The sequence below is a fragment of the Nakamurella sp. genome, from assembly GCF_044224575.1.
GTDB lineage: Bacteria > Actinomycetota > Actinomycetes > Mycobacteriales > Nakamurellaceae > Nakamurella.
Genome location: NZ_JBGAKE010000009.1, coordinates 192,952 through 219,498, shown reverse-complemented (window position 1 = coordinate 219,498; position 26,547 = coordinate 192,952). Strand labels below are relative to the sequence as shown.

Below are 26,547 nucleotides of genomic sequence, written 5' to 3'. Positions count from 1 at the left end.
ACCTCAAACGAGTCCAGGACTCGCTCAACCAACGGCCTCGTCCGACGCTGGACCTCAGGACCCCAGCCCAAGCCCTGGCCCAGTTCCTGGCACGGGCCGCCTGATGACCCCCGTGTTGCACCGACCCCTTGACAAGGCCGCCCCGCGGAACGGCCACCAGCCCATGATCAACAGCGGATGGGGCTCGGCTCAGGCCCGGTCATGTCAGACTCAGGCCCGGTCAGGTCAGGTCAGGTCAGGTCAGCTCAGGTCAGGCCGCGAGGGTGAAGTCCCGCGTGGCGTGGTGCACCAGATCGCGGTTCTCGACCCCGACGAGCTCGTCGACGATCCGGGCCACCGCGTCCGGGTGCCGGGTGATGGAGCGGTGCCCCGCGGGCACCCGGATCGACCCCGCCGGCAGGCGGTCGGCTCCGGCGGGGACGACCCGGTCCACCGCGGCCTCGATGTCGACCCATCGGGTCGCGCCGAGACGAGCGTCGGCGGCCAGCTCCGCGAGGAAGGCCGAGCCGGGCGACATCTGCCGGGCGCCGGGACCGGGCACGAACCGGGCGAACGGCGTGCCCCGGTGCGGGGTGGCCAGGGTCACCACGGTCCGGGCCCGGTCGCCGAGCCCGCCCGACTGCACCGCCGCGCGTACCACCAACCCGCCCATGCTGTGCCCCACCAGGTGCACCCCGCGGGTGCCGCATGCGCCCATCGTGCGGTCAGCCTGATCCACCAGCCAGTCCGCGACGGACCGGATGTCGGCCCGAAACGTGTTGTACCGCAGGGCGATGACCTGATCGAAGCCGGCCGCGGCCAGAGCGACACGCAGGGGTTGCCACATGTGTTCGGTGCCGGCGTACCCGTGCACCAGCAACACGGGCGTGCGCCGCGGGAGCGCGGAGCGCACGATCGGACTCGGGCGCGGCCAATAGCGGATGGACAGGCAGTCCGGCGTCCGCCCCACCCCCGGCAGCCGCAGCCAGCGGGCCAGGCACGCGGTTCGGTGGCGTACCGCGGCCCACGCCGGCACGTCGGCCAGCCAGTGAAAGGTGTGGGGGCGCACCGTCATCAGGTCCTCCTGATACTCATGCCCGGAGTCGGCGTCGGGAGCCGGTGCGAGCGGCGTCGGGAACGAAGGCCCCGACGCGCCAACCCGATTCGCGGCGGTCGACCCGGGATACGGGCCGACGGTCGGAACGGTTCTCCGCGGGGCGCGCCCGGCCGCGGTCCGTTCCTTCCGCTGGGTGAAGCATGCTGTGAAGTGGATCTGTGTGATGCATGACGCGCCTGACCGGCGGGCGTTGCCCGGGCCGACGGTTCCGGGCGAACAACGCAGATCCATCCGCGGCGACCGGAACCCGTCGACATTGATTCCGACCGATGTGTCGATCCGGTGGGGCGGCTGCGTCAACGAGGCAGCGGTCGGGAACCGACCCAGCCGCCGCGAGATCATCAACGATCCGCCACCCGAGGGCAAGGAGCCGTCATGGAGTACATGCTGCTGATCTACCGCGACGAAACGGACGCGCCGGAGTACGGGTCACCCGAGTGGGAGCAGATGATGGCCGGCTTCCTCGCGTTCAACCAACGGCTGATCGACGGCGGGCACTGGATCGCCGGCGGCGGCCTGCAGACCACGCCGTCGGCGACGACCGTGCGGCTCGCCGCCGGCACGATCCCCACGGTGCTGGACGGCCCCTACGCCGAGACGAAGGAGCAGCTCGGCGGCTTCTACCTGGTCAAGGCCGAATCCCTGGACGACGTGTTGGACCTGGCCAAGGGCCTGCCGATCGTGGGGGCCGTCGAGGTGCGGCCGCTGACGTTCCGGCCGACCGGTGACTGAGAGCGCGGCGAGCGCGGTCACCGCCACCGGGGCGGTGCCGGCGGCAGTGACCGCCCTGGCCCGGGGCGAGGGCGGCCGGATGGTCGCCGTCCTCGCCCGCCGGTTCGGCGACCTGGACGTCGCCGACGAGGCCGTGCAGGACGCCTTGATCGAGGCCCTGCGGACCTGGCCGACGGACGGGATTCCGGCGAACCCGACCGGCTGGTTGCGGACCGTCGCCACCCGCAAGGCCATCGACCGGATTCGGAGAGCCGGTGCCGCTCACCGGCGAACCCTCGCTGTGGCCCGGGACCTCATGCCTGACCCGCTGGGCGGGTCACCCGCCGGCCCGGACGGATCGGAGCAGGAGCTGATGATCGACGAGAGCACGATCCGCGACCAGCAATTGCGGCTGGTCCTGCTCTGCTGTCACCCCGCCCTGCACCCCGAGGCGCAGATCGCGCTGACCCTGCGGCTGGTCGGCGGCCTGACCACCGCCGAGATCGGGGCCGGGTTCCTGCAGCCGGAGGCGACGATCGCGCAGCGCATCGTCCGGGCCAAACGCAAGATCCGGGACGCGCGGATCCCGCTGTCCCTGCCGACGGACCTGACCGAGCGGCTCGGCGTCGTACTCACCGTGCTCTATCTGGTGTTCAACGAGGGTTACCTGTCCCGGGGCGGTTCCACCGGGGCGCGCTCGAGTTTGATGGACGAGGCGATCCGGTTGACCGACGTGCTGATCTCCCTCGTCCCCGACGAGCCCGAGATCCGCGGGCTGCTGGCGTTGGAGCTGTTCCACCGGGCCCGCACCGCGGGGCGGTTCGACCCGGCCGGAGACCTGGTGCTGCTGGACGACCAGGATCGGTCGACGTGGGACCTGGCGATGATCATCCGGGCGAACCGGGCCCTGGCCTCCGCGCTCCCGCAGCGGCGTCCCGGCCCGTTCCAGCTCCAGGCGTTGATCGCCGCCGCGCACGCCAACGCGCGGACGGCGACCGACACCGACTGGCCGGCGATCGCCGGGCTGTACGGCCAGTTGCACGCGATGACCGGCTCGCCGGTCGTCGCCCTGAACCATGCGGTGGCCGTCGGCATGGCGGACGGGCCGGACGCCGGGCTGCGACTGCTGGACCGCATCGACGGCCTGGCCGGGTATCACCTGTTGCCAGCCGCCCGGGCGGAGCTGCTGATGCGGGCCGGCCGGCCGGTCGAGGCGGTCGCGGAGTTCGACGTTGCCCTGCGGGTCGCACCGGGGGAGGTGGAACGGCGGCACCTGGAACGACGGCGGGCGTCGGTCTCCGGTCGATCGTGCCCGGGGTGATCGCCGCCGCCGATCCCTTGGTCAGTCCTCCGGTTCTGGTTCCGGCTGTGGCACTGCGCCCGGCTCCAGGTCGATCCGGAAAGGCGCGCTTGGGCTGTTGATCGCGGCGACGACGGCCGCCCGCAGGCCGTCCGGGATCGCCGCCCGGCCCTCGACCGCCGGGACGATGCCGAAGGACTGCAGCATCCGCAGGGTGTCGAACACCGTGGCGCTCAGCAGCGCCGATGCCTCCTGTTCGGCCGACTCCCTGGATGGTGATCAGGTCGGCCGCCACGGCGACGTCCCAGGCCTTCATCAGGCTCAACATCTCGAAGACGGCGCGGAAGTCGTTGTCCGCGATGGACAATTCGTGGTGGCGAATCCACCACGACTGGTCGTCCCGGGTGAGATCGAGCTGCTTGTCCAGCCGTCGCCCGCGGGTCACCCACGCGGTCAGGGATCGCAGGTGGCGCAGGAGCGGGGTCGCCGTCAGCGCCGCCCATTCCTGGTCGGCGGGCGGCACGGTGATCGGGACCACGACGCCGGGCAGCAGCCCGGTGGCCTCGACGAACTGCTCCGCCGCGCGCGACTGGCCGATTCGTCGTTCTGCGGCTTCCACCGGCCCGTCCGGACCAGAAAGTCGAAGAAGACGGTCAGCGCGGGCACCCCATGCCGGGCGATGTCCTCGGGGTCGACCCGGGGCTGCTCGGCCAGCACCTCGAAGAGCTCATCGAGCGTCTCCGCCGGCCAAGTCCCGCGGGGTTCGGCACGCCGAAGATGGCCTTTGCGTTGGCCAGGGTGGTGACCTGGATCAGGAGTTCTTCGATGGGCAGGACCGTGGTGGGGTGATCGTCCATCCAATGCCGGAATGCCATGACGACCCGGAAGACCATCTGCTCCGGGGATTCCGGCGCGGGTCCGCGCCGGCGCTTCTTGTCCCGTCGTGCCGCCACCCGTGCTTTACCTCCGAGGGAGGTACCGACTCGGGACAACCCCGCTGGACGCCGTTGTCCGGTCGGGACAGGTCGAGCGGGGCGCGCCGCCGCTACCGTCGACGCGGATCGAGGAGGCACGATGACCGAACCCACCCGCGCGGCCGGTGCGCTGGGTCTGATCGAGACCAAGGGGCTGGTGGGGGCGATCGAGGCCGCCGACGCGATGGTCAAGGCCGCCAACGTGCAGGTGCAGGGGTACCGGACGCTGCGCAACGGGCAGGTCTCGGTACTGGTTCGCGGCGATGTCGGCGCGGTGAAGGCCGCGGTCGACGCCGGCCGGGCTGCCGCGCAGCGGGTCGGTGAGCTCTACAGCAGCCATGTCATCCCGCGCCCGCACGGGGAGACCGAGGACGTCGTCGGTCAGGCCGTCGTTTCCACCGGCTGACTCTGTCCCGGGAAAGCTCCGGTGCGCCGCCAGCCCGGGGCCTGGCGTCGGGCTGATCAACTCGGCAGGATGCGCCAGAAATGTAGCCATTCTTGCCGAGTTGATCAGCCCGGGCGAGCGGTCGCGGGCACGCCGACGGGCTCCAGCAAAGGCCCGGCGGCGCGAGGTCGGTCAGCGGGCCGGCGCGGCCCCGTCGTCCGCGGTCTGGTTGATCTGCAGCAGGCGCAGGGCGAAATCGGCGCGCATCCGGTCCTCGTGCCGGCTCAGGTCCAACCCGGTGAGCTGCCGGATCCGTTCCAGCCGGTAGCGAAGGGTCTTGTGATGGACGAACAGTCGCTCGGCGGCGACCCGCTGCGAGCAGTCGGCGTCGAAGAACGCGCGCAGGGTGCGGATCAGGGCGCCGTCGTTCTCCCGGTCGTAGGCCACCAGCGGACCGGTCATCTCGTCGATGAACGTCTGCAGGTCCGGGTCGTTGCCCGAGCCGAGCAGCAGCCGGACGATGCCGAGCTCCTCGTACAGGAAGGCGTTGCGCCCGCCGAGCCGGCGGGCGGCGGCCAGCGCGGTCTCCGCCTCGCTCAGCGCGGTGGGCAGCTCGATCGGATTCGGATGCTCCCGGCTGATTCCCCAGGTCAGCCGCAGGCCGGGCCATTCGGCGTGGATCGCCGCGCAGGTCGCCGCGGCGAGGTCCTTGGCCGCCGCACGACTGAGCTCCGCGGCCACCGCAACAAGCAGATCCCCACGCATGCCGGTCAGCGGCAACCGGCGGGTCTCGTCCACGCCGCGGACCGCCCGGAGGATGCCGCGGCGCACCTTGTCGGTGTGCGAGGTGTCCCACCCCTGCTCGGCGGCCACCTCCTCGACGTTCTCGATCCGGCCGTGCAGCACCCGCAGAGCGCCGTGCAGGGTGATGCCCAGCTGCTGGGCCCGCGTACGCGCGGCCACCCGGTGCTCGACCGGTCCCTGCAGCAGGTCCCACAGCACCTGGTCGACGGCCTGGGCCCGGGCCCGGGACGCCGCCCGTTCGCGGAGCAGGGCCAGCGAGCAGGCCATGGCCACCTGACCGGCGACCGCTTCCATCAGCTCCGCCGTCGCCTCGCCGAGGACCAGCACGACCTGGCCGACCTGATCGCCGTCCGCGTAGACCGGTCGGACCCACCGGCCGGCCACGGACCGGCCACGGGCCGGAAGTCGCGCCGGCAACGACAATTCGAGTGGACCGGGGGCGTGCGAGGCGATCATCGCGCCGTCCGGCCCGTAGACCCCGACCTCGCAGCCCAGTTCGGACGCCACCGCGTGCACCACGGCGGGTAATCCGCCGCCCTCGATGACGGTGGTCAGCAGGCTCTGCTGCAACCGGGACGATCGGTCGAGCAGGGCGACCTGCCGCTGCAGGGCGTCCCGCGCCTGTTCGGCCTCGGCCGTCGCCGCGGCCTGCTCGTCGTGCAGCCGGGCATTGTCGATGGCGACGGTGGCGATGTCGGCGAGCACCACCATCCGGCGTTCGTCGGCCCCGGTGAACATCGACGGGCGGCGACGCCACACCTCGAGCACGCCGATGAACTCGCCGTGCAGCCGCAGCGGGACGGCCAGCGCGGACCGGGTTTCCTCCTTGGCGGCGAGCGACATGAAGTCCGGGCTGATCGTCCGGTCCTCCAGGTAGGTGTCGACCTTGGCCGGCCGTCCGGTATCGAACACCAGGCCGGCCAACCCCTGCCCGCGGCGCATCCGCAGCCGCGCCGTCTCGGCGACCCGGTTGCCGACACACGCGCGCATCCGGACCAGGTCGCCCTCTCGCAGCATGACGCCGCAGATGTCGGCGTCCAGCACCCGCAGGGTGCGCTCGGCGATCGAGGTCAACACCTGGTCGACATCGCGGACGGACAGTAGTTGCTGCACGACCTCCCGGACGGCCTCGCTCTCCGGCTCGGCAGGCCCGGCCGGCGCCGGCCGATCCGGCCGCCGGAGCAGGGCGAGCCAGACGCAGGCCTGCGTCAGCATCGGATGCCGGCGGCCCGCGTCGCCCGTCCAACACAACGCGACCGTTCCGTCGGGGGCCACCACCTGCCGCGGCATCGACCTGGAGTCGCCGGCCAGCACGCCGCTCGCGGCGTCGACCACGCTCACCGGCCGGCCGAGCAGGGCGGCCGCCAGTCCCGCGAGATCAGCTGCTGCGCCCGCGACGTCGACCGGCTGGGTGCCCAGCAGGGTGGCCAGCGGCTCGGCGGCCGGCTCGCCATCGATCACGATCGGCGCGAGCACGGCGACGCGTTCGGCCGTGGCCATCGCTTCACCTCCGTCGGTGTCAGATCGCGATCAGCGTCTTGAGCGTACGTCGATCGGCCATGCGCCGGTACGCGTCCGGGGCCTGGTCGAGACGGACGGTGTCGGTGGCGACCACGGTCGGGTCGATCGCCCCCGATCGGACCAGTGCGATCAGCGCGTCGCCGTCCCGCAGCGCATTCCCGACGACGAACCGCAGCGTCAGCTCGTCGCCGAACGCGCGAGCGACCGGCAGGGACCAGCCCAGATCCCGGTGCACGCCGACCGAGATCACCGTGCCGCGGCGCCGAACCATCGCGAACGCCGCATCCAGCGCGCGCGGGCCACCGACGGCGTCGACCACGAGGTCCGCGCCGCGTCCGTCGGTCACCCGATCGACGACGGTCCGCGCGGTCTCCGGTTCGGCGGTCACCGCGCCCTGCGCCGACGCCAGCTCCCGGCGGGCGCCCACGGGCTCGACGAGCAGGACGACCCCGGCCCCGACCGCCTGGGCGGCCAGACTGGTCAGCTGGCCGACGGGTCCGCCGCCCAGGATCGCCACCGTGTCGCCCGGCGTGATCCGGGCCCGGGCGATCGCGGCGTACCCGGTCGCCAGGGTGTCACCGAGGAATACCGCGGCGTCCGGGGACAGACCGGCCGGGACCGGCCGGAGGGTGGCGTCGGCGAACGGCACCCGCACCAGCTCGGCCTGGGCACCCGCCAGCGGGGGGCCGAAGGCGGCGCCGGTGCCGAAAAAGCTGCGGTGATCGCATTCCCAGTGGTCGCCGCGCCGGCACCACCAGCAGCGGCCACAGGCGGCGTAGTCGGCGCCGAACACCATGTCGCCCAACCGATGTCCCTGAACTGCCGGTCCGGCGGCGACGATCTCGCCGACGAACTCATGGCCCAGCACGGAGCCGGCCGGTAACCCGTCCGGATGCGCGACGACGTGCAGGTCGGTGCCGCACACCGCGGCGCGTCGCACCCGGACGACGGCGTCCTCGGGGCCGGAGACCTCCGGGTCGGGCACGGTGTCCACCCGAACCCGGCCGTCTCCGGCGAACACCACCGCCTTCACGAGGCCCGGGCCAACCCGGCCAGCCGTTCCCGGATCCGGTCGGCGGCCTCGCGTAGCGCGGTGAGTTCGTCCGGCCGCAGCGGCAGCTCGACGATGCCGGCGACGCCGCGCCGGCCCAGCCGCGCGGGCAGGCCCACGTACACGTCGCGGATGCCGTAGCTGCCGTCGGCCAGCACCGCCGCGGGCAGCACCTCGCCGGTGTCCCGGGCCATCGCGAGCACCATCCGCGCCGCCGACATCCCCGGGGCCAGGAACGCGCTGCCCGTCTTCAGCAGCCCGACCACCTCGGCACCGGAACCCCGGGCCCGGTCGATGGTCTCGGGCAGCCCCAGCCGGTCCAGCGGGTGACCGTCCGCACCGGCCTGGGACAGCGGGATCACCATCTCCTCGCCGTGGCTGCCCAGCGCCCAGGCGGTGATGCGGTCGGCCCGGACGCCGCTGCCGAGCGCGGCCAGGGCCTGGAACCGCGCCGTGTCCAGGACGCCGGCCATGCCGACGACCCGGCTGCTCGGGAAGCCGGACACCTGCCAGGCGTGTTGGGTCATCTCGTCGAGCGGGTTGGTGACGATCACCATCACCGACTGCGGGGAGGTCGCCGCGACCCGGGCCGCCACGTCGCCGACGATCGCGGCATTCGTGCTGATCAGGTCGGCCCGGCTCATCCCGGGGCGGCGCGGCCGGCCGGCGGTGACGACCACGTAGTCGGCCGGACCCGCCGCCTCGACCGAGCCGACCCCGCGGATCCGCGTCGCGAAGCCGGAGAGCGCCGCGGTGTGGGTCAGGTCCAGCGCGATGCCGGCGGCCCGGCCCTCGTCGATGTCGACCAGCACGATCTCGTCGAACAGGTCCGCGTCGGCCAGCCGCATCGCGGCGATCATCCCGACGTGCCCGGCGCCGACCACCACCACCCGGCCGGGTTTCGCGGGTCCGGCGGCGGTGACCGGTGCGCCCCGCCGGTACAGCGCGCCGGACGGCGGGCCGACGAACGGCACGGGCGGGCCCAGCACCGTCGCCCGCGGAGCGGCCCGCGCCGGACGCAGGGTGCGGGTCGGCCGGCGGTCGGCCGGTGGGGCCGCCCGGCGATCATTCGCCTCATCGCGGGAAGGGGCTGCGTCGATGACGATCTCGACCCCCAGGTCACGCGCCCGTTCCCGGGCCAGCGGCGTCACCAGATCACCGGCGGCCACCCGGAGCGCCTCACCCGCCTTGGCCGCGCGCTCGATCGCGTCGGCGCCGATGACCGTCATCGGGGGTGTTCCCGGCCGGGCAGGCCCTCGAGCGCGGCCACGGCCGCGTCCCGGGCGGACTGCACCTCACTTTCCGTGCCGGACAGGAACATCCGGCCGAACCGACCCACCGCCCGCAGCTCGATCACGGTGATGTTGGCCGCCTTCTCCGCCTCATTCGCGGCGATCGCGATGTACGCGGCCGGCGCCACCTCCATCACGAACAGGCTCTGCCCGGGCATCATCATCGACCCCTTGCGCCACTTGTTCAGCAGCTGCGCCTGGTACGGGTGCACGTTGGTGATGAACTGGGTCGACGCGATGACCGGCTTGAGCCGGTCGCGCTCGGTCAGGCCGAGTTCGTCCAACACCGCCTGCCCGGAGGCGAGCACCTCGGCCTGCTGCTCGGAATGGATCTCCAGCAGGCCGAACTCACGCTCGATGATCTGCAGGGCCGGCCGCACCCCGGCCGCCTTCAAAGCGACGTCGGCGGCCCGGAAAACCTCGTTGCCGGGCGACATCTCGATGTACAGCTCGGCCATCCCGGCCAGCGGAACGTCACCCGGGCTGGTGGCCGCGATGTGCGCCGCGCACTGCGGCTGCATCCGATCGACGAACGCGTACGTCCGCAGCGTGGTTCCGGTACTCATGACGCCGTCCTCCCGGGGTGCCTCGCAGGCTCGTGCACCCCGGCGCGGACGCCGCAGCGGTGTCGACGATTCCCTCGGCAAGCCTCGGTCATGGCGCCGACCTCGCGATGCCGATCGGGGTGATGAGCAGGGCATGCGGGTAGGTGATCACGGTGCGCTCCAGGTAGCGGGCCAGCACGTCGCCGGCGCCAGGGATCATCAGCGCGCCGCCGGCCAGGTGCAGCGGCAGGTCGGCCGCGTCCGGGGTGAGCGCGCGGACGTTCTCGGCGATGCGCTGCAGGCCGGGGACAAGGATCGGGAAGGAATCGTCGGGATGGGCCCGCTTGTACGGCTCGGCTTCCTCCAGGGGGATGCCGAGCGCGCCGGCGAGCATCAGGTCGAGGTGATGCCCGCCGCCGGGCCGGTCGTCCAGCCCGGTCAGCATCCCGTCCCGGAACACCCCGACGCCGGTCGACCCGCCCCCCACGTCGACCACCACCCCGTCCCGCACGCCGAGCGTGCGCTGGGCCGCCGCGATCTCGTCGATCAGCGTCACCTGGCCGAAACCGGCAGCCTCGCAGACAAACCGGCAGGCGCGGGCGTCAGCCACCGGGATGCCCGGCGGGTAGGCGGTGGCCGCGTCGGCCAGCTGGGCGCCGAGCGCCGCCTCGGCGGTCTGCTTGAGCCGGCGGACCGTCGCGGTCGCCCGGGCGAAGTCGACGACGACGCCGTCCGCCAGCGCGCCGGACGGTGCCGCGCCCACCCAGACGGGTCGGTCACCGGCCAGCACCACGAGCACGCAGTTGGCGGTGCCCAGGTCGACGCCGACCCGCAACGGGCCGTCGGTCTCCCCGGCCGTGCCGTCCGCGAGCCGCGTCGCGGCCGTCCCCAACAGGTCGTCCACGGCAGTCATGACGGCGGTCGGCATCTCACAGCTCCACCGGGTCGTAGACGGTGCGCCACGGCCGGACCTCGTGCGCGATCCGCTTGATGTTGATCAGGTGCAGGGGGGTGACGTTGTCCGAGCAGATGGACCCGCTCCAGGTGCCGGTACCCAGCTGGAACGACGGGTCGACCTCGGCCGAGAAGCCCATGCCGCCGAACAGGGCCGGCGTGTTGATCAGGATCCGGCCGGCCCGCAGGGTGGCGAACGGGGCGATCTCCTCGGGATCGGCGGCGTGCACCGCGGCGGTGTGGCCCTCGCCGCCGTGCGCGAGGATCTCCTGGCACCGGGCCAGGCCCGCGGCCGGGTCGGGCACGGTATACACCGACAGCACGGGCCCCAGGATCTCCGCCGACAGCGGGATGTCGGTGCCCACCGTGTCCAGCCGGGCGGCCAGCACCCGGGTGCCCTTCGGGACGGAGAAGCCGGACAGCTCGGCCAGTCTCACCGCCGACTGGCCGACCGATGCGGGCCGCATCACCCCGCGCTCGTCGAACAGCACCCGGCCGAGCGCGTCCTGCTGGGCGGCGTCGAGCCAGTGCGCACCGCGGGCGGCGAAGGCGGTCAGGAAGGGCTCGGCGACCGCGGCCGCCACCACCACCGACTGCTCGGCGACGCAGGCGGTGCCGTTGTCGAAGGACTTGGAGGTGATGATCATCTCGGCCGCCTCGGCCGGGTCGGCGACGCTGACCCCGACGTAGGCGGGCACGTTGCCGGCGCCGACGGCGATGGTCGGCTTGCCGCTGGAGTACGCGGCCCGCACCATGCCCGGCCCACCGGTGGCCAGCACCAGCGCAATCTCCCGGCGTCGCATGAGTTCCGCGGTGGCGGGCAGCGTCGGGTTCTCCAGGCAGGAGATCAGGCCGTCGGGCGCACCCGCCGACACGGCCGCCTCGGCCATGATCTGCACCGCTCGCCGGGTGCACCCGGCCGCGCGGGGATGCGGGGCGAGCACGATCGCATTGCCCGACTTCACCGCGGCGAGGCTCTTGAACAGCGCCGTCGACGTCGGGTTCGTCACCGGGATGATGCCGGCGATGACGCCCATCGGCGTGCCCACCGCGGTCACCCGCGCCGCCTCGTCCACCCAGAGCACACCCACCGCGCGGCGTTGCAGCATCCACCGGGCGACAAATCCGGTGTTGTAGCGGTTCTTGTAGACCTTGTGCTCGTAGACGCCGTATCCGGTCTCGTCCACCGCCAGCCGGGCCAACTCCTCGGCGGCCCGGGTGCCGGCCTCGGCCATCGCCCGCACGTAGGTGTCCAGGGTGTCCTGGTCGGCGCCCTCGAGCGCGTCGAAGGCGGTCCGGGCCGCCCGGGCCTTGGCTCGGACGTCGGCCAGACCGGCGAGATCGGCGTCCAGGCCGTCCAGCAGGGCAGTCATCAACGCACCTCCACGGTCGGTTCCGGATCACTGGAGTGGAGGCCGCCCACCCGGCGCCCGAGGGGTCGGCGCCGGGCAGGCGGACGGCGGGACGGCCGGGCCGGACTCAGCCCTTGGGCCGGGTGAGGATGGACAGGATGCCCTCGGTCTCCTCGTGCGGACGCGGAATGACGTGCACCGAGACGACCTCGCCGGCCTTGCCGGCGGCGACCGCACCGGCGTCGGTGGCCGCCTTCACGGCGCCGACGTCGCCGCGGACCATCACCGTGACCAGGCCGCCGCCGATCTCGCGGTGCCCGACGATCTGCACGTTGGCCGCCTTCACCATGGCGTCGGCCGCCTCGATCGCCCCGACCAGGCCCTTGGTCTCGATCAGGCCCAGCGCGCCCCGCGGCCCGGACGTGGCTGTCGTCATGTGGTCCTCCAGTGTTCTTGCGACGCTGTGGTTGCGATGCTCACGACTTGCGGTAGGTGACGGTGCCGCGCTCGATGACGGAGTCGGCGATGCCCACCACCGCCCGGTCGGTCGGGCAGTCGGTGCCCGTGGCGGCGCTCGCCGCTGCCCGGGCGGTGCTGCCCCCGACGACCAGCACCAGTTCCCCGACCCCCGCTCCGACCAGATCGACGGCCACGTAAGGCGTTCCGGCCGGCGGGTCCGTACCCGGATCGGCCGCCAGACCGTCCTGGACGACCAGTAGGGTGAACCGGTCCAACCCGGGCTCCTTGACGGTGGCAACGACCTGACCGAGCACTGTGGCCAGCCGCATGCCCGATCCACCTCCGGCGTCGTCGCTGTTCGTCGCACCGACGACATCGGCCGCCGGCTGAACGGACCGTAGGGTCGACGGCACCCGGCGAGCGTTATCCCGAGCGGACAACGTGCCGGGGTGTGGTTGTCCACCACCGGCATGGCCGGGCGACGGGGTGGGAGAGAGTGTGACCCGGCAGCAGCGTGGCCGAGTCGACCCCGAAGGAGAGTCATCGGTGATCCGCCCCGAGGACGCCCAGTTCCACCGCCCGACCAGCGACGATCCGCTCTGGTCGGAGACGAACTACTTCGGCCTGTATGCCGGGCAGGACACCGACCGGCCGATGAACATCGGCGTGTACGGCCTGTTCCGGGAACCGCTCGGGGTGCTCGGCTCGACCGTGTCGGTGAACAGCCGCCGGGTGACCATGCCCTGGGCGGCCGACTACTGGGACGCCTGGCAGCATCTCGTCGTCCCGCAGCCGTCCGACCTGCTCGACTACTCGCTGGCCAACGGTCTGCGGGTGCGTTGCCTGGAGCCGAACATGGTGTGGGACGTCGACTACTCCGACGCCGCCGCGGGACTGGAACTGCACTTCCGCTACACCGCGCTGATGGAGCCCTACGACATCAACGACCCGGCCCAGGACCCGATGGCCGCCGGCCGGGACATGTCGCTGACCTGGGGGCATGCCTACGCCGGGCACTTCGACCAGACCGGGCACTACGAGGGCGAGATCGAGCTGCGCGGGGTGCGCACGCCGATCGACTGCGTGTCCACCATGGACCACAGCTGGGGGGTGCGGGCCGAACGGCAGACCTCCCGGCTCTCCTGGATGCACGCGCACTTCTCCCGGGACCTGGTGGTGCACGGCCTCTTCGACTTCGCCACCGCCGGCGGACCGGATGCGCCGTCCGAGCTGGTGATGACGCACGGCTACGTGCTGGAGACCGGAAAGGTCTTCGGGCTCCGGGCCGGCGGCGGGACGACCGACCGCACCGGGTTCTACCCGGAGCGGATCTCGCTGTCCGTCACCGACTCCGCCGGCCGCACCTGGGACCTCACCGGGGTCGCATTGACCACCTTCCCGTGGCAGTCGCAACCCGGGGTGGTCGGCCACAACAGCCTGCTGCGCTGGGAGATGAACGGGCGGACCGGCTACGGGGAGGCGATGGACTTCGTCGGACTCGGCGAACTCGGCGACGTCTACCACCGGATCCATCACGCCGGAGTCGCCGCCCGTGGCTGATTCGCCGGTGCGCGCGGTGATCTTCGACCTCGACGGCACGCTGGTGCAGACCCGGGTGGCGTCGTGGGAGATCTTCCAGCGCATCGACGAGCGGTTCGGGCTGGGCGTGGACCGCCCCGAGAAGTACTTCGAACTGTTCAACGGCAACGTGTTCCGTTCCATCCGTCGGCTCTGCCGGGACGACGCCCAGGCCGACCAGGTGAACGCGGCGTTCCTGGAGTTGCTGCGCACCGAGTACACGCCGCCCCTGGTGCCGGGGGTGGCCGACGTGGTGCGCCGGCTGGCGAGCGACTGCACCCTGGCGGTGATGTCGTCCAACGCGATGGCGGTGTTGCGCCGGGTGCTGGTCGCCAACGATCTCGCCTTCTGCTTCGCGCACGTGTTCGGTGGTGACGTGGCGCCGGACAAGAAGACCGCCATGCGCAGTTTCCTGGCCGACGCCGGCAACGGGTACGGCCGGCGGTGCGCCGCCGACTACGACGAGGCCGCCGCCCGGCAGGAGGCCGACCCGGCCAGCACCGTGCTCGTCACCGACACTGCCGGTGACGTCAAGGACGCCCGGGCCGTCGGCATCCGGGCGGTGGGGGTGGCGTGGGGAATGCACTCGGTGGCGGAGCTGACCGACGCCGGGGCCGAGTTCGTCGCGTTGTGGCCGCAGGAGATCGCCGCGCACCTGCTCGGTGACCAGGCCGCCCGACCGCCCCGCGGCGCCTGCGCCGTCCCGGCCGTCCATCCACCGGCCCGGCGCCCCGGGGAACATTCGGCTGTTGCGGGCGGCCGGATCCCCGGGGAACAGAACCGCCCCGGGGGGTGTGGGTGCGGGTGTGACGGCAGTGGCTGTCCGGTGCAGCGGTTCGTCAGGGGCGAGCGCGACCCGGTGCGAGAGGCCGCCTCGGCTCGGCGGCGGCGTCGCCAGCAGGCCGCCGCGGCGGTGAGCGCTCCGCCCCGATCCACCCGCGCGGTGCCGATGCCCGTGCCGGTGACACGTCCCGCAGCCGCGCCGTCCGACGAGCTGCTCGCCGCGGTTCGCCGGGTCTGCCATGGCTGAGCCGAGCCCGGTCACCGGCGCGTTCAACTTCCGCGACCTGGGCGGCCTGCGCACCACGGACGGCCGCACGCTGCGCCCCGGGCTGCTGCTCCGCAGCGACACCTTGCAGGCGCTCACCGCGACCGATGTGCGGTACCTGGTGCACGAGCTGCGGCTGGAACTGGTCGTGGACCTGCGGATCGGACCGGAGGCCGTCGGGGAGGGCCGCGGCCCGCTCGTCGAGACCCCGGTCTGCTACCTGAACGCGCCGCTGCGCGACCTGTCGCCGGAGCCCGGCCTCGCGCCGGACGCGCAGACCCTCCGGTTCTACCTGGACCATCTCGGATCGCCCACGTCGCCGCTGGCCACCGTCGTCCGCGTGCTGTGCGCGCAGGCCGGGCATCCGGTGCTGGTGCACTGCGCGGCCGGAAAGGACCGCACCGGCCTGGTCATCGCGCTGCTGCTGCGGTTGCTCGGCGTCCGAGACTCCGAGATCGTCGCCGACTACCTGCGCACCGCCACCAATATGGACCGGATCATGCAGCGGTTCCTCGGCTGGCCGCGGTATCGGGAGCACATGGCCCGCGTGCCGGCGGAGGTCTACCGGGCGCAGGAGCACACGATCGTCGGCTTCCTGGAGGGGCTGGACCGGGAGCACGGTGGCGCGCACGGCTGGGCGCAGGCCCGGGGGATCGGCGAACCGGAGCTGACCACCCTGCGGACGCGGTTGCTGACCGCGGGATGACCCGAGGTCACCCGGTTCGGTCGTTGGTTCCGCCGAGTCCGGCCGCCACCACGCGAAAGGCCTGATCCAGCAACTCGAGCAGGTCGCTGCCGTCGTCACGCAACCAGACGTCATAGGCCGCGATCGCCACGGCCAACGCCGTGTAGGCGATCGTCTGGATGACGATCGACGACTCCGGGAGCCCGAGCCGGGGGGCCGCGAACTCGACGATCACCTGGCGCCACTCGGCGTAGCGAAGCGTCGAATGCGCCTGCAGCGCAGGCGTCCCCAGGATCAGGGCGAGCCGCCGCCGATGCCACGGTTGCTCGGCCGGCTCCACGGTGTTGAACCGGACCACCGCGTACCGGACGGCCTCCATGACGGGCATGTCGGGCGGTGTGCCGGCCAGCATCGTGCGGAACAGCGCCAGCTCACGGTCGAACGAACCCCACGGAACGTCGTTCTTCGACGGGAAGTAGCTGAAGAACGTGCGCCGGGCGATCCCGACGGCCGCCGCGATGTCGTCCACCGTGGTCTGGTCGAAACCCTGCTCGTCGAACAACCGGAAGGCGACGTGTTCGATCTCGGTCCGCGAACTCGCCGGCTGCCGGCCGGTCCGGCGAGCACTGTCGGCTCGGCCGGTGCCGCATCCGCTCTCGCCAACGGTCACGTCCCGCACTCTATTCACATCGAACTCTTCGGGCGCGAACCCTTCACTTCCTGCACTCGGTGCATCTAGGGTGGGAACCGAGGCGAGATGTTGACACTCACCTCAGTCGGGGTCGACCGGATGCCGCGGACGGCATGCGGTCCGCTCCGTGCCGCAGTCGAAACGTCACCAGTCGACATGGTTGTCGTCGCCCGAGCGGGCCATCCGGCCTGCCCCCGGGTGCGGCCGGGTGTCGGCGCGAACGAAGGGACCACGCAATGGGGCGGGTCGAAGGAAAAGTCGCTTTCGTCACCGGAGCGGCCCGCGGTCAGGGCCGCAGCCACGCCGTCCGGCTGGCCGAAGAAGGCGCCGACATCATCGCGGTGGACATCTGCGCCCAGCTGGAGACGGTGCCCTACCCGTTGGGCACCGCCGAGGAACTGGCCCAGACGGTCAAGGAAGTGGAGGCACTCGACCGGCGGATCGTCGCCGTCGAGGCCGACGTGCGGGACGCCGACGCTCTCCGGCGGGTGGTCGACGACGGGGTCGCCGAACTGGGTCGGCTCGACATCGTCTGTGCCAACGCGGGTATCTGCACCATCCAGGCCTGGGACGAGGTGACGCCGGCGGTCTGGCAGGACACCCTGGACACCAACCTGACCGGTGTCTGGAACTCGATGGTCGTCGCCGTCCCGCACCTGATCGCGGCCGGCGGCGGGTCGATCATCGCGACCAGCTCGACGGCCGGCATCAAGGGCCTGCCGTTCCTGGCGCCGTACGTCGCCGCCAAGCACGGTGTCGTCGGCATCGCGAAGTCGTTGGCCAACGAGCTCGCCAAGCACCGGATCCGGGTGAACACCGTGCATCCCACCGGGGTGGACACGCCGATGGGCGCCGGCCTGGGCGGCCTGGAGGCGCTGCTGACCCGGGAGCCGGCGTTGGGCCCGATCTTCATGAACACCTTCCCGGTGGAGATCGTCGACCCCCGGGACATCAGCAACGCCGTGCTGTTCCTGGCCTCGGACGAGGCGCGTTACGTCACCGGCCTGGAATTCACCGTCGACGCCGGCAACACCATTCGCTGAACGATTCCGGAAAGGAAGTGCACTCGTGGGACGAGTAGAAGGCAAGGTCGCCTTCATCACCGGCGCCGCGCGCGGCCAGGGGCGCAGCCATGCGCTGCGGCTGGCCGAGGAGGGCGCGGACATCATCGCGATCGACATCTGCGAGCAGATCGACACCGTGCCGTTCCCGATGGCGACGCCGGCCGACCTGGAGCAGACGGTCAAGGAGGTGGAGGCGCTGGACCGCCGGATCGTCGCGGTCCAGGCCGACGTCCGTGACTATGCCGCGGTCAAGGCGGCCGTCGACCAGGGTGTCGCCGAGCTCGGCCGGCTCGACATCGTCTGCGCCAACGCCGGTATCGCCGGTGGCAACGCCGCCGCCTGGGAGCAGACCGAGGAGGAATGGCACAACACCATCGACGTCAACCTGACCGGCGTCTGGCATACCTGCAAGGCCGCGGTGCCGCACCTGATCGAGGGCGGCCGCGGTGGCTCGATGGTGCTGACCAGTTCCGCGGCCGGGCTCAAGGCCATGCAGAACATCGCCGACTACGTCTCGGCCAAGCACGGCGTGGTCGGCCTGATGCGCACCCTGGCCCTGGAACTGGCGGCGCACAGCATCCGGGTGAACAGCGTGCATCCGACCGTCGTGAACACGCCGATGATCCAGAACGATTGGACGGCCGGACTTTTCCGGCCGGATCTGGACAAGCCTACCGTCGAGGACGCGCACGACGTGTTCCGCAGCCTCAACATCCTGCCCATCCTGTGGGTGGAGCCGGTCGACATCAGCAACGCCGTGCTGTTCCTGGCCTCCGACGAGGCCAGGTACATCACCGGGGTCACCCTGCCCGTCGACGCCGGTTTCGGCATCAAGTAGGGGGGACCATGAGCGCACGAGTGGCCGGGAAGGTCGCGTTCGTCACCGGCGCCGCCCGCGGGCAGGGCCGCAGCCATGCGCTGCGGCTGGCCGAGGAAGGCGCGGACATCATCGCGATCGACATCTGCGAGCAGATCGAGTCCGTGCCGTACGGCATGTCGACCCGGGCCGATTTGGACCAGACGGTCAAGGAGGTGGAGGCGCTGGACCGCCGGATCGTCGCGGTTCAGGCGGACGTTCGCGACTACGCCGCGGTCAAGACGGCCGTCGACCAGGGCGTCGCCGAACTCGGCCGGCTGGACATCGTCTGCGGCAACGCCGGCATCTTCAGCTTCACCGCCGGCGGGGCCGAGCTGAGCGATGCGATGTGGTCGGACATGATCGACGTCAACCTCACCGGGGTCTGGCACACCGCCAAGGCGTGCGTGCCGCACCTGATCGCCGCCGGTGGCGGATCGATCGTGCTGACCAGCTCGACGGCCGGGATCAAGGGCTTTCCCAACTTCGCGCACTACGTCTCGGCCAAGCACGGTGTCGTCGGGCTGGCGCGCACTCTGGCCCTGGAACTGGCCCCGCACTCGATCCGGGTCAACACCGTGCACCCCACCAGCGTGGACACCGACATGGTGCAGAACACCGCCACCTGGTCGCTGTTCCGGCCCGACCTGGCCGAGCCGACCCGCGAGGACGCCCGGGAGACGTTCGCCAGCATGAACGCGCTGCCCATTCCGTGGGTGGAGGCCCGGGACATCAGCAATGCCGTGCTGTTCCTGGCCTCCGACGAGGCCCGGTACATCACCGGCGTGATGCTGCCGGTGGACGCCGGCTCGACCCAGCGGTAGCCGCGGGTGAGCACCAGCATGTCGACGGGTTCGTCGAACGGTCGGGCCGGGACGGGCCGCGCGCCCGTCCCGGCCCCGGCCCACCCTTCCCTGCGCTCGGTGCGGGACCGGGTCGCCACCCAGATCGTCGGCCGGGAAAGGGAACTCGACCTGGTGCTGGCCGCGGTGGCGGCCGGCCGGGACCTGGTGCTGGAGGGTCCACCGGGCACCAGCAAGACCACGATGCTCAAGGCGATCACGGCGCAGTGGGGGATCCCGCTGCTGTTCGTCGAGGGCAACGCCGACCTGACTCCGGCCAAGATCGTCGGTCACCACAACCCGGCCCGGGTGCTGCGGGAGGACTACAGCGCGGACACCTTCGTGCCCGGCCCGCTGGTGCAGGCGATGCGCGACGGCGGCTTCCTGTACATCGAGGAGTTCAACCGGGCGCCCGAGGACACCCTGAACACCCTGCTGACCGCGATCGCCGATCGAACGATCGCGGTGCCGCGGGTCGGCACCATCGACGCGGCGCCCACCTTCCGGGTGATCGCGTCGATGAACCCGTTCGACAACGTCGGTACCACCCGGCTGTCGACGAGCGTGCACGACCGGCTGTGCCGCCTGTCGATCGACTACCAGGACGAGTCCGCCGAACGGGCGGTCGTCGCGTTGCGGGCCCCGGACCTGCCGGACGGCCTGGCCGGCCGGCTGGTGCCGGATGCGGTCGCGGTGACCCGGGCCACCCGTGAGCACCCGGACGTGCGGCAGGGCAGCAGCGTGCGCGGCGCCATCGACACCGCGCTGGTCGCGGCCGAACTGGCGGACCTGCGGGGGATCGCGGCGGCCGACGACGAGCGCTACCCGGCCACCGTGCTGGACGCGATGATCGTCGCCCTGTCCGGCCGCATCCATCTGGACGAGGCCGCCGAGACGACGCCGGAGCAGGTGCTGACCGAGATCTTCCAGGACCGGTTCTTGCTGACGGGTGCCGACCGGCCCGGTTGAAGAGTGGTCGACGCCGACGGTCCGGTCCGCCGGCCCTCGGATCGACCGCCCCGCCCCGGGCGGAAGCCGTTGCGGCGCAAGCCGAAGGCGCTCAGCGCCGACCCGTCGGTGTTCGTGCCGGCGCCCGGCGGAGGAGCGGGCCTGGTGCTGGAGCGGGCCGGCGGCGCCGGCCAACGGCCCGCGCCGGCCGGCGGGGGCGGCTCGGCGCCGGGCGTCACCGAGGAGAGCGCCGAGCTGGCCGCCGAACCGGCGCCGGCCGAACGCAGCCCGCACGAGGCGCAGGTCCGGGAGCGGGCCCGGCAGATCGCGCAGCGACTCGCGCTGCCCCGGCCACGGAGCGCCGGTCCGGTGCGCCGCGGCGCCGGCGCGCTGGCCAGCCTGCCGTATCGCGGCGGCTCGGACGACATCGACCTGGACCGCACGGTTGAGGTCCTGGCCGAACGACCGGTACCCGAGCCCGAGGACATCGTGGTTCGCGACCGGATCCGGACGAGGCGCTCGGTGGTGCTCGCCGTCGACGTCTCCGGGTCGATGCGCGGCGAACGGGTGCGCACCGCCGCGGCGACGGTGGCCGCCCTCGCGGGTGCGTTGCACCGCGACGACCTCGCCGTCATCGCGTTCTGGTCGGATGCGGCGGTCCTGGCGCCACTCGGGACGCCGGTGGGGTCGCTGCGGCTGCTCGACCAGTTGCTGGCGTTGCCCGCCCGTGGGCTGACGAACGTGGCCTTCCCGCTGCAGCTCGCCGGCCGGCAGCTGGCCCGCATCCCGGCCCGCGACGCCCGGGTCGTGCTGCTCTCCGATTGCGTGCACAACGCCGGCCCGGACCCGCGTCCGATCGCCGGCCGGCTGCCGCGCCTCGACGTTCTGCTCGACGAGTCCGGGGAGAAGGATCTGGATCTCGGCCGGGAGCTGGCGACGGCCGGCCACGGCCGGTTCGCCCGGATCCGTACGTATCGCGACGTCGCCCCGGCGCTGCAACGGGCCTTCGCGGACTGACCCCACCGCCCCGCCCTCCCTGCCCGCGCGGATCAACGACGCCGGCGCGGCTGAACTCACCCCGAATGTGACCGGTGGGACGGGAGTCGACGACTTCATCCGCGCGGCACGAACCCGGTTCGGGACAGAGGCACGAACCCGGTTGGTGGACAGAGCGCGGTCCGGGTCAGCCGGTGGCGGCCCGGCCCAGGGCGAGGGTGAGCGGGCGCGTTTCCCCGGTGGAGATTGCGAACCGGCGAAAGCCCAGGGAATACAACTGCTCGACGACGGTCTCGGAGACCTCACCGGCCAGCCGAACGCCGACCCGGGCGGCGCCGGCGACCGCGGCCGCCGGGCCGAGGAGCCGTTCGACCGATGGGTCCAGCCGGCGCCGGGGATCGGCCGGCAGCAGTCCGCGGCGCAGGTAGTCGTCCAACGGTTCGGCCGTGAGCAGCAGCCGGGGCGGCAGGCCGAACATGGCCGCCTGCAAGGATCGAACCTCCAGCCAGATCACGTCGGACACCCCGGCGATCTCCTCGATCGCCAGCACCCCCCGCGGGCTCGTCAGGTAAGAGCCCACCGCAATGCCGGTCCCGGCGGCGGTTTCCCGCAGGAGGCGAGCTTCGGCCGGATCGCAGATGTGCCGCACCGCCAGATGCACCCGCGCGGCCCCGCCGGACGAGGCCAACGCCCGACCCAGCCCGGCCAGTTGCGCCTCGATCAGGGCGAGCCGGCCGAGCGGCACGGCGAGCTCGGGATGACGGGTGGTCACGGCCGTCTGCTGCAGCAATTCCCGGGACTCGTCGGCGACGAGATCGATGGCCCGAACCCCGACCTCCAGGCCACCGGCCTCGGCGAGCACCGGCGCCAACTCCTGCGCGATCAGATCGGTGAACCGTTCGAAGCCGTCGGCCCCGCGCGCCGGAGCCTCCAGCAGGTGCGCGACCAGGCCGTCGAGGTGTCCGGTCGCAGCCAGTATCTCGTCGATCGCGGTCACCAGCCCGCAGGCTCCGGCGGACCGGGCCACGGCGACGTCGGCGGGCAGGGTGACCCGGGACAGCACCTCGCACCCACTGGCCGCCGACGCCATGGCCAGCACCCGATCCATCGCCCCGGACGTGGCCGCCGGGGTGGCGGTGGCGAACGATCCGGCGAACAGCTCGCCGGTTGAACCGTCCAGCGACACCGGGTCACCCTCGGCCAGCCTGGTCTTGCCGACCAGCAACGTGCGTGTCGCCGCATCGATGCGCAGCTCGCCGGCACCGACGACACAGCAGGTGCCGAGCGCCCTCGCCACCACGGCGGCGTGGCTGGTGGAACCACCGGTGGCGGTGACGATCCCGCGCGCGGCGATCATGCCGTGCAGGTCGGCCGGGCTGGTCACCGATCGGGCCAGCACCACCGCCTCCCCGGCGTCCGTGCGGTCCCGGGCCCGGTCCGGGTCGAGCACCAGGGCGCCGCTCACCTGGCCGGGGCAGGCGCCGATGCCGGTGGTCAGCAGCCGCCCGCCGGCCCGGGCGGCGGTCACCTCGGCCGGGTCGAAACCGGGACGCTGCACCTGCCGGACCTGCGCCGCGGAGACGCCGCGCAGGGCCGCTCGCACGGTCGTGACGCCGGCGTCGACCAGATCGGCGGCGATCCGCACGGCCGCCTCCGGTGTCCGCTTGGCCGACCGCACCTGCAGCAGGTACAGCACGGATCGCTCGACGGTGAATTCGATGTCCAGCACGTCGCCCTGGGCGCGTTCCAGCGCGTCGCAGGTGGATTGGAGTTCGGCCAGCACGCTCGGGGCCAACGCCGTGGCGACCGGGTCGGGGGTGCGGACCCCGGCGACGACGTCCTCGCCCTGGCTGTGGGCCAGGTACTCGCCGAACAGCCCGGGTTCACCGGTGACCGGGTTGCGGGTGAACACCACCCCGGACCCGGAATCGTCCGACAGGTTGCCGAACACCATCGACTGCACCACGACGGCGGTGCCCAGATCATGCGGGATGCCGTGGAAGTCGCGGTAGGTGCGGGCGCGCCGGGTGTTCCACGATCGGAAGACCGCCTCCACCGCGCCCAGCAGCTGGTCCTGCGGATCGGCGGGCACGGTATCTCCGGTGTCGTCGGCCAGCGCTCGCTCGCATGCCGCCCAGACCCGGTCGTACACGGCGCCGGGGTCGTCCGTGCCGATGACGGAGTCGACCACCGACGCCACCGCCGGACCGGGATCCAGCGCGCCGAGTACGGTTTCGGCGTACATCGCATGGAAGCGGGCGACCACATCGGCGACGAACCGGCTGTCCCCGGTGGCTCGGCCCAGCGCGACCGCCGAGTCGCGGCAGATGCCCAGGTTGAGGATGGTGTCCATCATTCCGGGCATGGAGATCGGTGCCCCGGAGCGCACCGACAGCAGCAGCGGCACCGGGCCGCCGCCGAACGCCTTGCCCGCGGCCCTCTCCAACTCGGTCAGCCGGGAGCCGATCTCGTCGACCAGACCATCGGGCAGCCGCTTCTCGGCCAGATAGGTCCGGCAGGCCGGGGTGCCGATGATGTAGCCGGGGGGTACCCGCAATTGTTGTTGGGACATCCGGGCCAGGCCGGCGCCCTTGCCACCCAGCCGGTCCACGTCGGCCGGATCGGCCTCCGCGAAGGTGAGCGTGTACCCGGGCGGACCCGTCACCGTCATTCGGTGCGGTCCCGGCCCAGGGTGCGCAACAGGTCCTCGTGGAACTCGAACCAGACGGTGTGCACCGAGTCCAGCGTGGGCGAGGAGACGTACTCGTGGCGCCCGGCGTCGATCTGACCCGTCGCCGCGGCGAACCGCGTCGCGTACCGGGCGAACCGTGGGTCGTGCGCGGCCAGCGCGTCGATCAAGGGGTCGAGCCGGGCGACCAACTTGTCGATCCGGCCGATGATCTTGTCGTCGTATTCGGCGTCGGCGTGGTCGTTGGCCACCTTCCGGCCGCCGACGTCGACCTGCTGCCACGCCGAGATCGTCGTCAGGAACTGGGCATTGATCGTCTCGAACCGTTCGACCTGGGCCAGCACCACGGCATCGTCCCGCAACCGGGCGTAGCGGTCGGCGGCCGCCGCCTTCAGGGCCGGTTCGGCGGCGTCGGTGGGCAGCGCGGCACCGCCGGCGACGACCACCAGGCCCTGCGCGGCCAGCGGGCCGAGGACATCGTCCACGGCGGCGACCCCGATTCCCACCGTCTCGGCGATCGCTGCCGCGGTCGCCATCTTCTTCAGCGCCACCACGTTGAGCACGTCGTAGCCGGTCGGGTCCATCGCTTCATCCTCACAGGCGAACGGGGGCGGCGCGGCGCGCCGCCCCCGAGAGGGTGTCGGACTCCCGCGAGGAGATTGGCCTCGCCGGAAGGGTCAGAGCCAGCGGTACTTCGAGCGGCGCCGGTCGGCGTTGTCGGAGAACGGGAGGTAGCCGGCCCCGGAGAAGATCTTGCTGGGCACCGTCTCCTGGGCGAAGCCGCGTTTGGTGATGTCGTAGTAGTAGTTCGCCACCCGCTGGTCGATCTCCCACAGATCGTAGTCGCGGCAGGCCTTCTCGTAGGACCCGGCCAACCGCATGTGCGGCAGGATCATGTCCACGTAGTAGACGTACTGGCCGTTCCAGATCAGATCCCGCCGGCACATCCGGGCGGTCTTGCTGTACAGCTTGAATGTCGCGGTGCGCACCCGCTCCAGATGGTCGGCCAGGTCGTCGATCGGGATGTTGGCGACCTGCCCCATCGGGGTGTTCCACTTCTCCCGGGAGAAGACGGCGCCGCCCACGATGGCGTCGATGTAGTTCTTCGGCCGGGTGAACGTGGTGGAGATGTCGTTGACCCGGATCTCCGCGAGGGACATCTTCTCCGGATCGATGACGATGGCCAGGCTGTACACGTGCGGTAGGCCCGCATCGTCACACACGTCGCTCCAGTGGAACACCTCCTCATTGACGAACAGGTCCCGCAGGATCAACAGGTTGCCGTCGGGCAGCTCGTACGGGCCGGTGTCGCCCAGGCCGAGGCGGCAGTCGTAGTGGTCCAGGAAGGACAGCAGTTCGGCCGCCGCGTTGAACTGGGTGAACGCGGCGTGCTTGGGACTGCCCGGCTCGAGGGGCTCCACCTGGGCGGTGAGGGTGGCCAGGAAGTCGTCCTCGTGGATGCGGCAGCGGTAACGGTCCTGGGAGTTGAGGATGTAGCCGTCCTGTCGCTTGCCCCACAGGATCCGCTGCATGAACTTGAGGATCTCGTTGGATTCCTCGATGTAGTCGTCCGGCCCGATCGCCTCCAGGGCCAGCAGGCCGCACCGACCCATGCCGAAACCGACCGCACCGATACACCAGTCGTGCACCGCGTTGACCTTGGTGCCGATCTCCCGGCGGGCGGACGCGCCGATGTCCATCACAGCCTGTGGACCGCCGGCCTCGTCGGTGGTCATCCGCAGGAGCTCGGGCCACCGGTAGAACTCATGCATGAACGCGAGGATCTCGTACTCCTGGCGCGGGATCATGCCGCTGACGCCCTCGGTGGCGCGCATGACCAGGACGTCCCAGATGTTCCAGGCCAGATAGTTGTTCAGATCATTGAGCTCATCGATGGTGAACTGGCCGCGCAGCACGTCATCCTTCGAGACCCGCTCCAGCACCTGGCTCTTGGCGCGCTCGCGCAGCATCTTGTCGCCCTTGATGCCGTCGGTGACGGGCTCCATCCCGACGAAGTTGCCGGTGTAGGTCAGGTCCTGGAACCGCAGGCCGTCATCGGCTTGTTCGTACCGCTGGCGGAAGGTCGAGCGCTTGCTTTCCGTGGTCGTCATTGACTCGTCTGCTCCTTGCTCGGGCTTAGGATTGAACCGGCCGCGGGGACGTCGGTTCGATTCAATTCTCGGCGACCACCCGGCCGACCTCGTGGTCCGAACAGTCCAGCCGGACCCGGCGGCCGTCCAGCTCCTTGGCGATCTCCTCGAAGTGCGCCTCGTCGGTGTTGCCGACGACGTAGCGCGAGTCGCTGCTGGTCAGGTGGGCGGTCATCACGCAGGGGGTCTGGAACTCGCGGGACAGGATGCCGAGGTGCGATTCGGGGGCACCGGACATGGTGATGACGCCGATCGCGCCCATGCTCAGCGCCGGAGCCAGGAAGGTGGTCGTGCCGCCGCGGACCAGCAGGATGTGTTCGGCCAGCTTGCCCGACTGGATCAGGGTGATCACGTCCGCCGGCGAACCCAGGTACCTCACCGTCCCCGTCGGTGATTTGGCGGTATCGAAGACGTTGAATCCCTCGGCGAGCACTTCGGCCATGAAAGTTCCTCCTTGAACCTCTCGGGGACCGGCACCGCCTGCGTGCCGGTGGAGGAGCCGACCGGGTTCCGATCCTCCAGCCCGGCTCGTCGCCGACTGTTGCCGACGTCACAG

26 protein-coding genes are annotated in these 26,547 nt (G+C 71.8%); 11 read left to right on the top strand and 15 right to left on the bottom strand.

Annotation, left to right across the window (positions count from 1 at the left end; genetic code table 11):
* Positions 1 to 250: 250 nt before the first annotated feature.
* Positions 251 to 1,054 carry an esterase/lipase family protein gene (locus ACILSK_RS12900; RefSeq protein ID WP_395727562.1) on the bottom strand — a complete coding sequence of 268 codons (804 nt, stop codon included), beginning with the start codon at positions 1,052 to 1,054 and terminating at the stop codon, positions 251 to 253.
* A 417-nt stretch (positions 1,055 to 1,471) separates the two neighbouring features.
* Between ACILSK_RS12900 and ACILSK_RS12895 the strand changes: the two genes are divergently transcribed.
* Together ACILSK_RS12895 and ACILSK_RS12890 are read left to right on the top strand one after the other, a co-directional pair.
* Complete coding sequence (locus ACILSK_RS12895) at positions 1,472 to 1,828, top strand: YciI family protein (RefSeq protein WP_395727561.1); 357 nt, start codon at positions 1,472 to 1,474, stop codon at positions 1,826 to 1,828.
* Positions 1,821 to 3,128 carry an RNA polymerase sigma factor gene (locus ACILSK_RS12890; RefSeq protein WP_395727560.1) on the top strand — a complete coding sequence of 436 codons (1,308 nt, stop codon included), beginning with the start codon at positions 1,821 to 1,823 and terminating at the stop codon, positions 3,126 to 3,128. Before ACILSK_RS12895 ends, ACILSK_RS12890 begins: the two co-directional genes overlap by 8 nt.
* Before the next feature lie 21 nt (positions 3,129 to 3,149).
* Here the strand turns inward: ACILSK_RS12890 and ACILSK_RS12885 are convergent, their stop codons facing one another.
* Positions 3,150 to 3,332 (bottom strand): hypothetical protein, encoded by a 183-nt coding sequence (locus ACILSK_RS12885; protein WP_395727559.1) that lies wholly within the window; start codon positions 3,330 to 3,332, stop codon positions 3,150 to 3,152.
* Positions 3,333 to 4,181: 849 nt separating this feature from the next.
* Here ACILSK_RS12885 and ACILSK_RS12880 point away from each other — a divergent pair.
* Positions 4,182 to 4,487, top strand: coding sequence for a BMC domain-containing protein (locus tag ACILSK_RS12880; RefSeq protein WP_395727558.1), 306 nt, complete (start codon positions 4,182 to 4,184; stop codon positions 4,485 to 4,487).
* A gap of 171 nt (positions 4,488 to 4,658) precedes the next feature.
* On the opposite strand, the gene ACILSK_RS12875 is transcribed toward ACILSK_RS12880, so the two are convergent.
* The 8 genes from ACILSK_RS12875 to ACILSK_RS12840 form a co-directional block, all read right to left on the bottom strand.
* The gene (locus ACILSK_RS12875) at positions 4,659 to 6,770 is read right to left on the bottom strand and encodes a helix-turn-helix domain-containing protein (RefSeq protein ID WP_395727557.1); all 2,112 of its coding nucleotides are present in this window, start codon (positions 6,768 to 6,770) and stop codon (positions 4,659 to 4,661) included.
* A gap of 19 nt (positions 6,771 to 6,789) precedes the next feature.
* A complete protein-coding gene (locus tag ACILSK_RS12870) occupies positions 6,790 to 7,815 on the bottom strand; it encodes an alcohol dehydrogenase catalytic domain-containing protein (RefSeq protein ID WP_395727556.1) in 1,026 nt (341 codons plus the stop codon).
* A 5-nt stretch (positions 7,816 to 7,820) separates the two neighbouring features.
* A complete protein-coding gene (locus ACILSK_RS12865) occupies positions 7,821 to 9,071 on the bottom strand; it encodes a malate dehydrogenase (RefSeq protein ID WP_395727555.1) in 1,251 nt (416 codons plus the stop codon).
* The gene (locus ACILSK_RS12860) at positions 9,068 to 9,700 is read right to left on the bottom strand and encodes a BMC domain-containing protein (RefSeq protein WP_395727554.1); all 633 of its coding nucleotides are present in this window, start codon (positions 9,698 to 9,700) and stop codon (positions 9,068 to 9,070) included. Before ACILSK_RS12860 ends, ACILSK_RS12865 begins: the two co-directional genes overlap by 4 nt.
* Before the next feature lie 88 nt (positions 9,701 to 9,788).
* Entirely contained in the window at positions 9,789 to 10,607 is an 819-nt protein-coding gene (gene eutJ, locus ACILSK_RS12855; RefSeq protein WP_395727553.1) for an ethanolamine utilization protein EutJ, read from the bottom strand.
* A gap of 1 nt (position 10,608) precedes the next feature.
* Positions 10,609 to 12,006: an aldehyde dehydrogenase family protein gene (locus tag ACILSK_RS12850; RefSeq protein ID WP_395727552.1), complete on the bottom strand. Its 1,398-nt coding sequence runs from the start codon at positions 12,004 to 12,006 to the stop codon at positions 10,609 to 10,611.
* Positions 12,007 to 12,112: 106 nt separating this feature from the next.
* The gene (locus tag ACILSK_RS12845) at positions 12,113 to 12,421 is read right to left on the bottom strand and encodes a BMC domain-containing protein (protein WP_395727551.1); all 309 of its coding nucleotides are present in this window, start codon (positions 12,419 to 12,421) and stop codon (positions 12,113 to 12,115) included.
* 40 nt (positions 12,422 to 12,461) lie between these two features.
* The gene (locus tag ACILSK_RS12840) at positions 12,462 to 12,773 is read right to left on the bottom strand and encodes a EutN/CcmL family microcompartment protein (RefSeq protein ID WP_395727550.1); all 312 of its coding nucleotides are present in this window, start codon (positions 12,771 to 12,773) and stop codon (positions 12,462 to 12,464) included.
* 217 nt (positions 12,774 to 12,990) lie between these two features.
* Here ACILSK_RS12840 and ACILSK_RS12835 point away from each other — a divergent pair, with 217 nt between their 5' ends.
* The 3 genes from ACILSK_RS12835 to ACILSK_RS12825 are packed head-to-tail and all read left to right on the top strand — an operon-like array spanning position 12,991 to position 15,776.
* Positions 12,991 to 14,004: a hypothetical protein gene (locus ACILSK_RS12835; protein WP_395727549.1), complete on the top strand. Its 1,014-nt coding sequence runs from the start codon at positions 12,991 to 12,993 to the stop codon at positions 14,002 to 14,004.
* Positions 13,997 to 15,052: an HAD family hydrolase gene (locus ACILSK_RS12830; protein ID WP_395727548.1), complete on the top strand. Its 1,056-nt coding sequence runs from the start codon at positions 13,997 to 13,999 to the stop codon at positions 15,050 to 15,052. Before ACILSK_RS12835 ends, ACILSK_RS12830 begins: the two co-directional genes overlap by 8 nt.
* On the top strand, positions 15,045 to 15,776 hold the full coding sequence (locus ACILSK_RS12825) for a tyrosine-protein phosphatase (protein WP_395727547.1): 732 nt from the start codon (positions 15,045 to 15,047) through the stop codon (positions 15,774 to 15,776). Before ACILSK_RS12830 ends, ACILSK_RS12825 begins: the two co-directional genes overlap by 8 nt.
* Positions 15,777 to 15,783: 7 nt before the next feature.
* On the opposite strand, the gene mftR is transcribed toward ACILSK_RS12825, so the two are convergent.
* Positions 15,784 to 16,425, bottom strand: coding sequence for a mycofactocin system transcriptional regulator (gene mftR / locus ACILSK_RS12820; RefSeq protein ID WP_395727546.1), 642 nt, complete (start codon positions 16,423 to 16,425; stop codon positions 15,784 to 15,786).
* 257 nt (positions 16,426 to 16,682) lie between these two features.
* On the opposite strand from mftR, the gene ACILSK_RS12815 reads away from it, so the two are divergent.
* The 5 genes from ACILSK_RS12815 (at position 16,683) to ACILSK_RS12795 (ending at position 21,173) form a co-directional block, all read left to right on the top strand.
* Complete coding sequence (locus ACILSK_RS12815) at positions 16,683 to 17,489, top strand: mycofactocin-coupled SDR family oxidoreductase (protein WP_395727545.1); 807 nt, start codon at positions 16,683 to 16,685, stop codon at positions 17,487 to 17,489.
* Between the two features lie 25 nt (positions 17,490 to 17,514).
* Positions 17,515 to 18,348: a mycofactocin-coupled SDR family oxidoreductase gene (locus ACILSK_RS12810; protein ID WP_395727544.1), complete on the top strand. Its 834-nt coding sequence runs from the start codon at positions 17,515 to 17,517 to the stop codon at positions 18,346 to 18,348.
* 8 nt (positions 18,349 to 18,356) lie between these two features.
* The gene (locus ACILSK_RS12805) at positions 18,357 to 19,190 is read left to right on the top strand and encodes a mycofactocin-coupled SDR family oxidoreductase (RefSeq protein ID WP_395727543.1); all 834 of its coding nucleotides are present in this window, start codon (positions 18,357 to 18,359) and stop codon (positions 19,188 to 19,190) included.
* Positions 19,191 to 19,208: 18 nt separating this feature from the next.
* On the top strand, positions 19,209 to 20,177 hold the full coding sequence (locus ACILSK_RS12800) for an AAA family ATPase (protein ID WP_395727570.1): 969 nt from the start codon (positions 19,209 to 19,211) through the stop codon (positions 20,175 to 20,177).
* A 69-nt stretch (positions 20,178 to 20,246) separates the two neighbouring features.
* Complete coding sequence (locus tag ACILSK_RS12795; protein WP_395727542.1) at positions 20,247 to 21,173, top strand: VWA domain-containing protein; 927 nt, start codon at positions 20,247 to 20,249, stop codon at positions 21,171 to 21,173.
* Positions 21,174 to 21,339: 166 nt separating this feature from the next.
* On the opposite strand, the gene ACILSK_RS12790 is transcribed toward ACILSK_RS12795, so the two are convergent.
* The 4 genes from ACILSK_RS12790 to ACILSK_RS12775 all read right to left on the bottom strand — a co-directional run bounded on the left by ACILSK_RS12790 (position 21,340) and on the right by ACILSK_RS12775 (position 26,433).
* Positions 21,340 to 23,823 carry a pyruvate, phosphate dikinase gene (locus tag ACILSK_RS12790; RefSeq protein ID WP_395727541.1) on the bottom strand — a complete coding sequence of 828 codons (2,484 nt, stop codon included), beginning with the start codon at positions 23,821 to 23,823 and terminating at the stop codon, positions 21,340 to 21,342.
* Positions 23,820 to 24,425 carry a hypothetical protein gene (locus tag ACILSK_RS12785; protein WP_395727540.1) on the bottom strand — a complete coding sequence of 202 codons (606 nt, stop codon included), beginning with the start codon at positions 24,423 to 24,425 and terminating at the stop codon, positions 23,820 to 23,822. The genes ACILSK_RS12790 and ACILSK_RS12785 overlap by 4 nt, the downstream gene beginning before the upstream one ends.
* A 93-nt stretch (positions 24,426 to 24,518) precedes the next feature.
* Entirely contained in the window at positions 24,519 to 25,952 is a 1,434-nt protein-coding gene (locus ACILSK_RS12780) for a hypothetical protein (protein ID WP_395727539.1), read from the bottom strand.
* Between the two features lie 61 nt (positions 25,953 to 26,013).
* On the bottom strand, positions 26,014 to 26,433 hold the full coding sequence (locus tag ACILSK_RS12775; RefSeq protein WP_395727538.1) for a PEP-utilizing enzyme: 420 nt from the start codon (positions 26,431 to 26,433) through the stop codon (positions 26,014 to 26,016).
* Between the last annotated feature and the right edge of the window lie 114 nt (positions 26,434 to 26,547).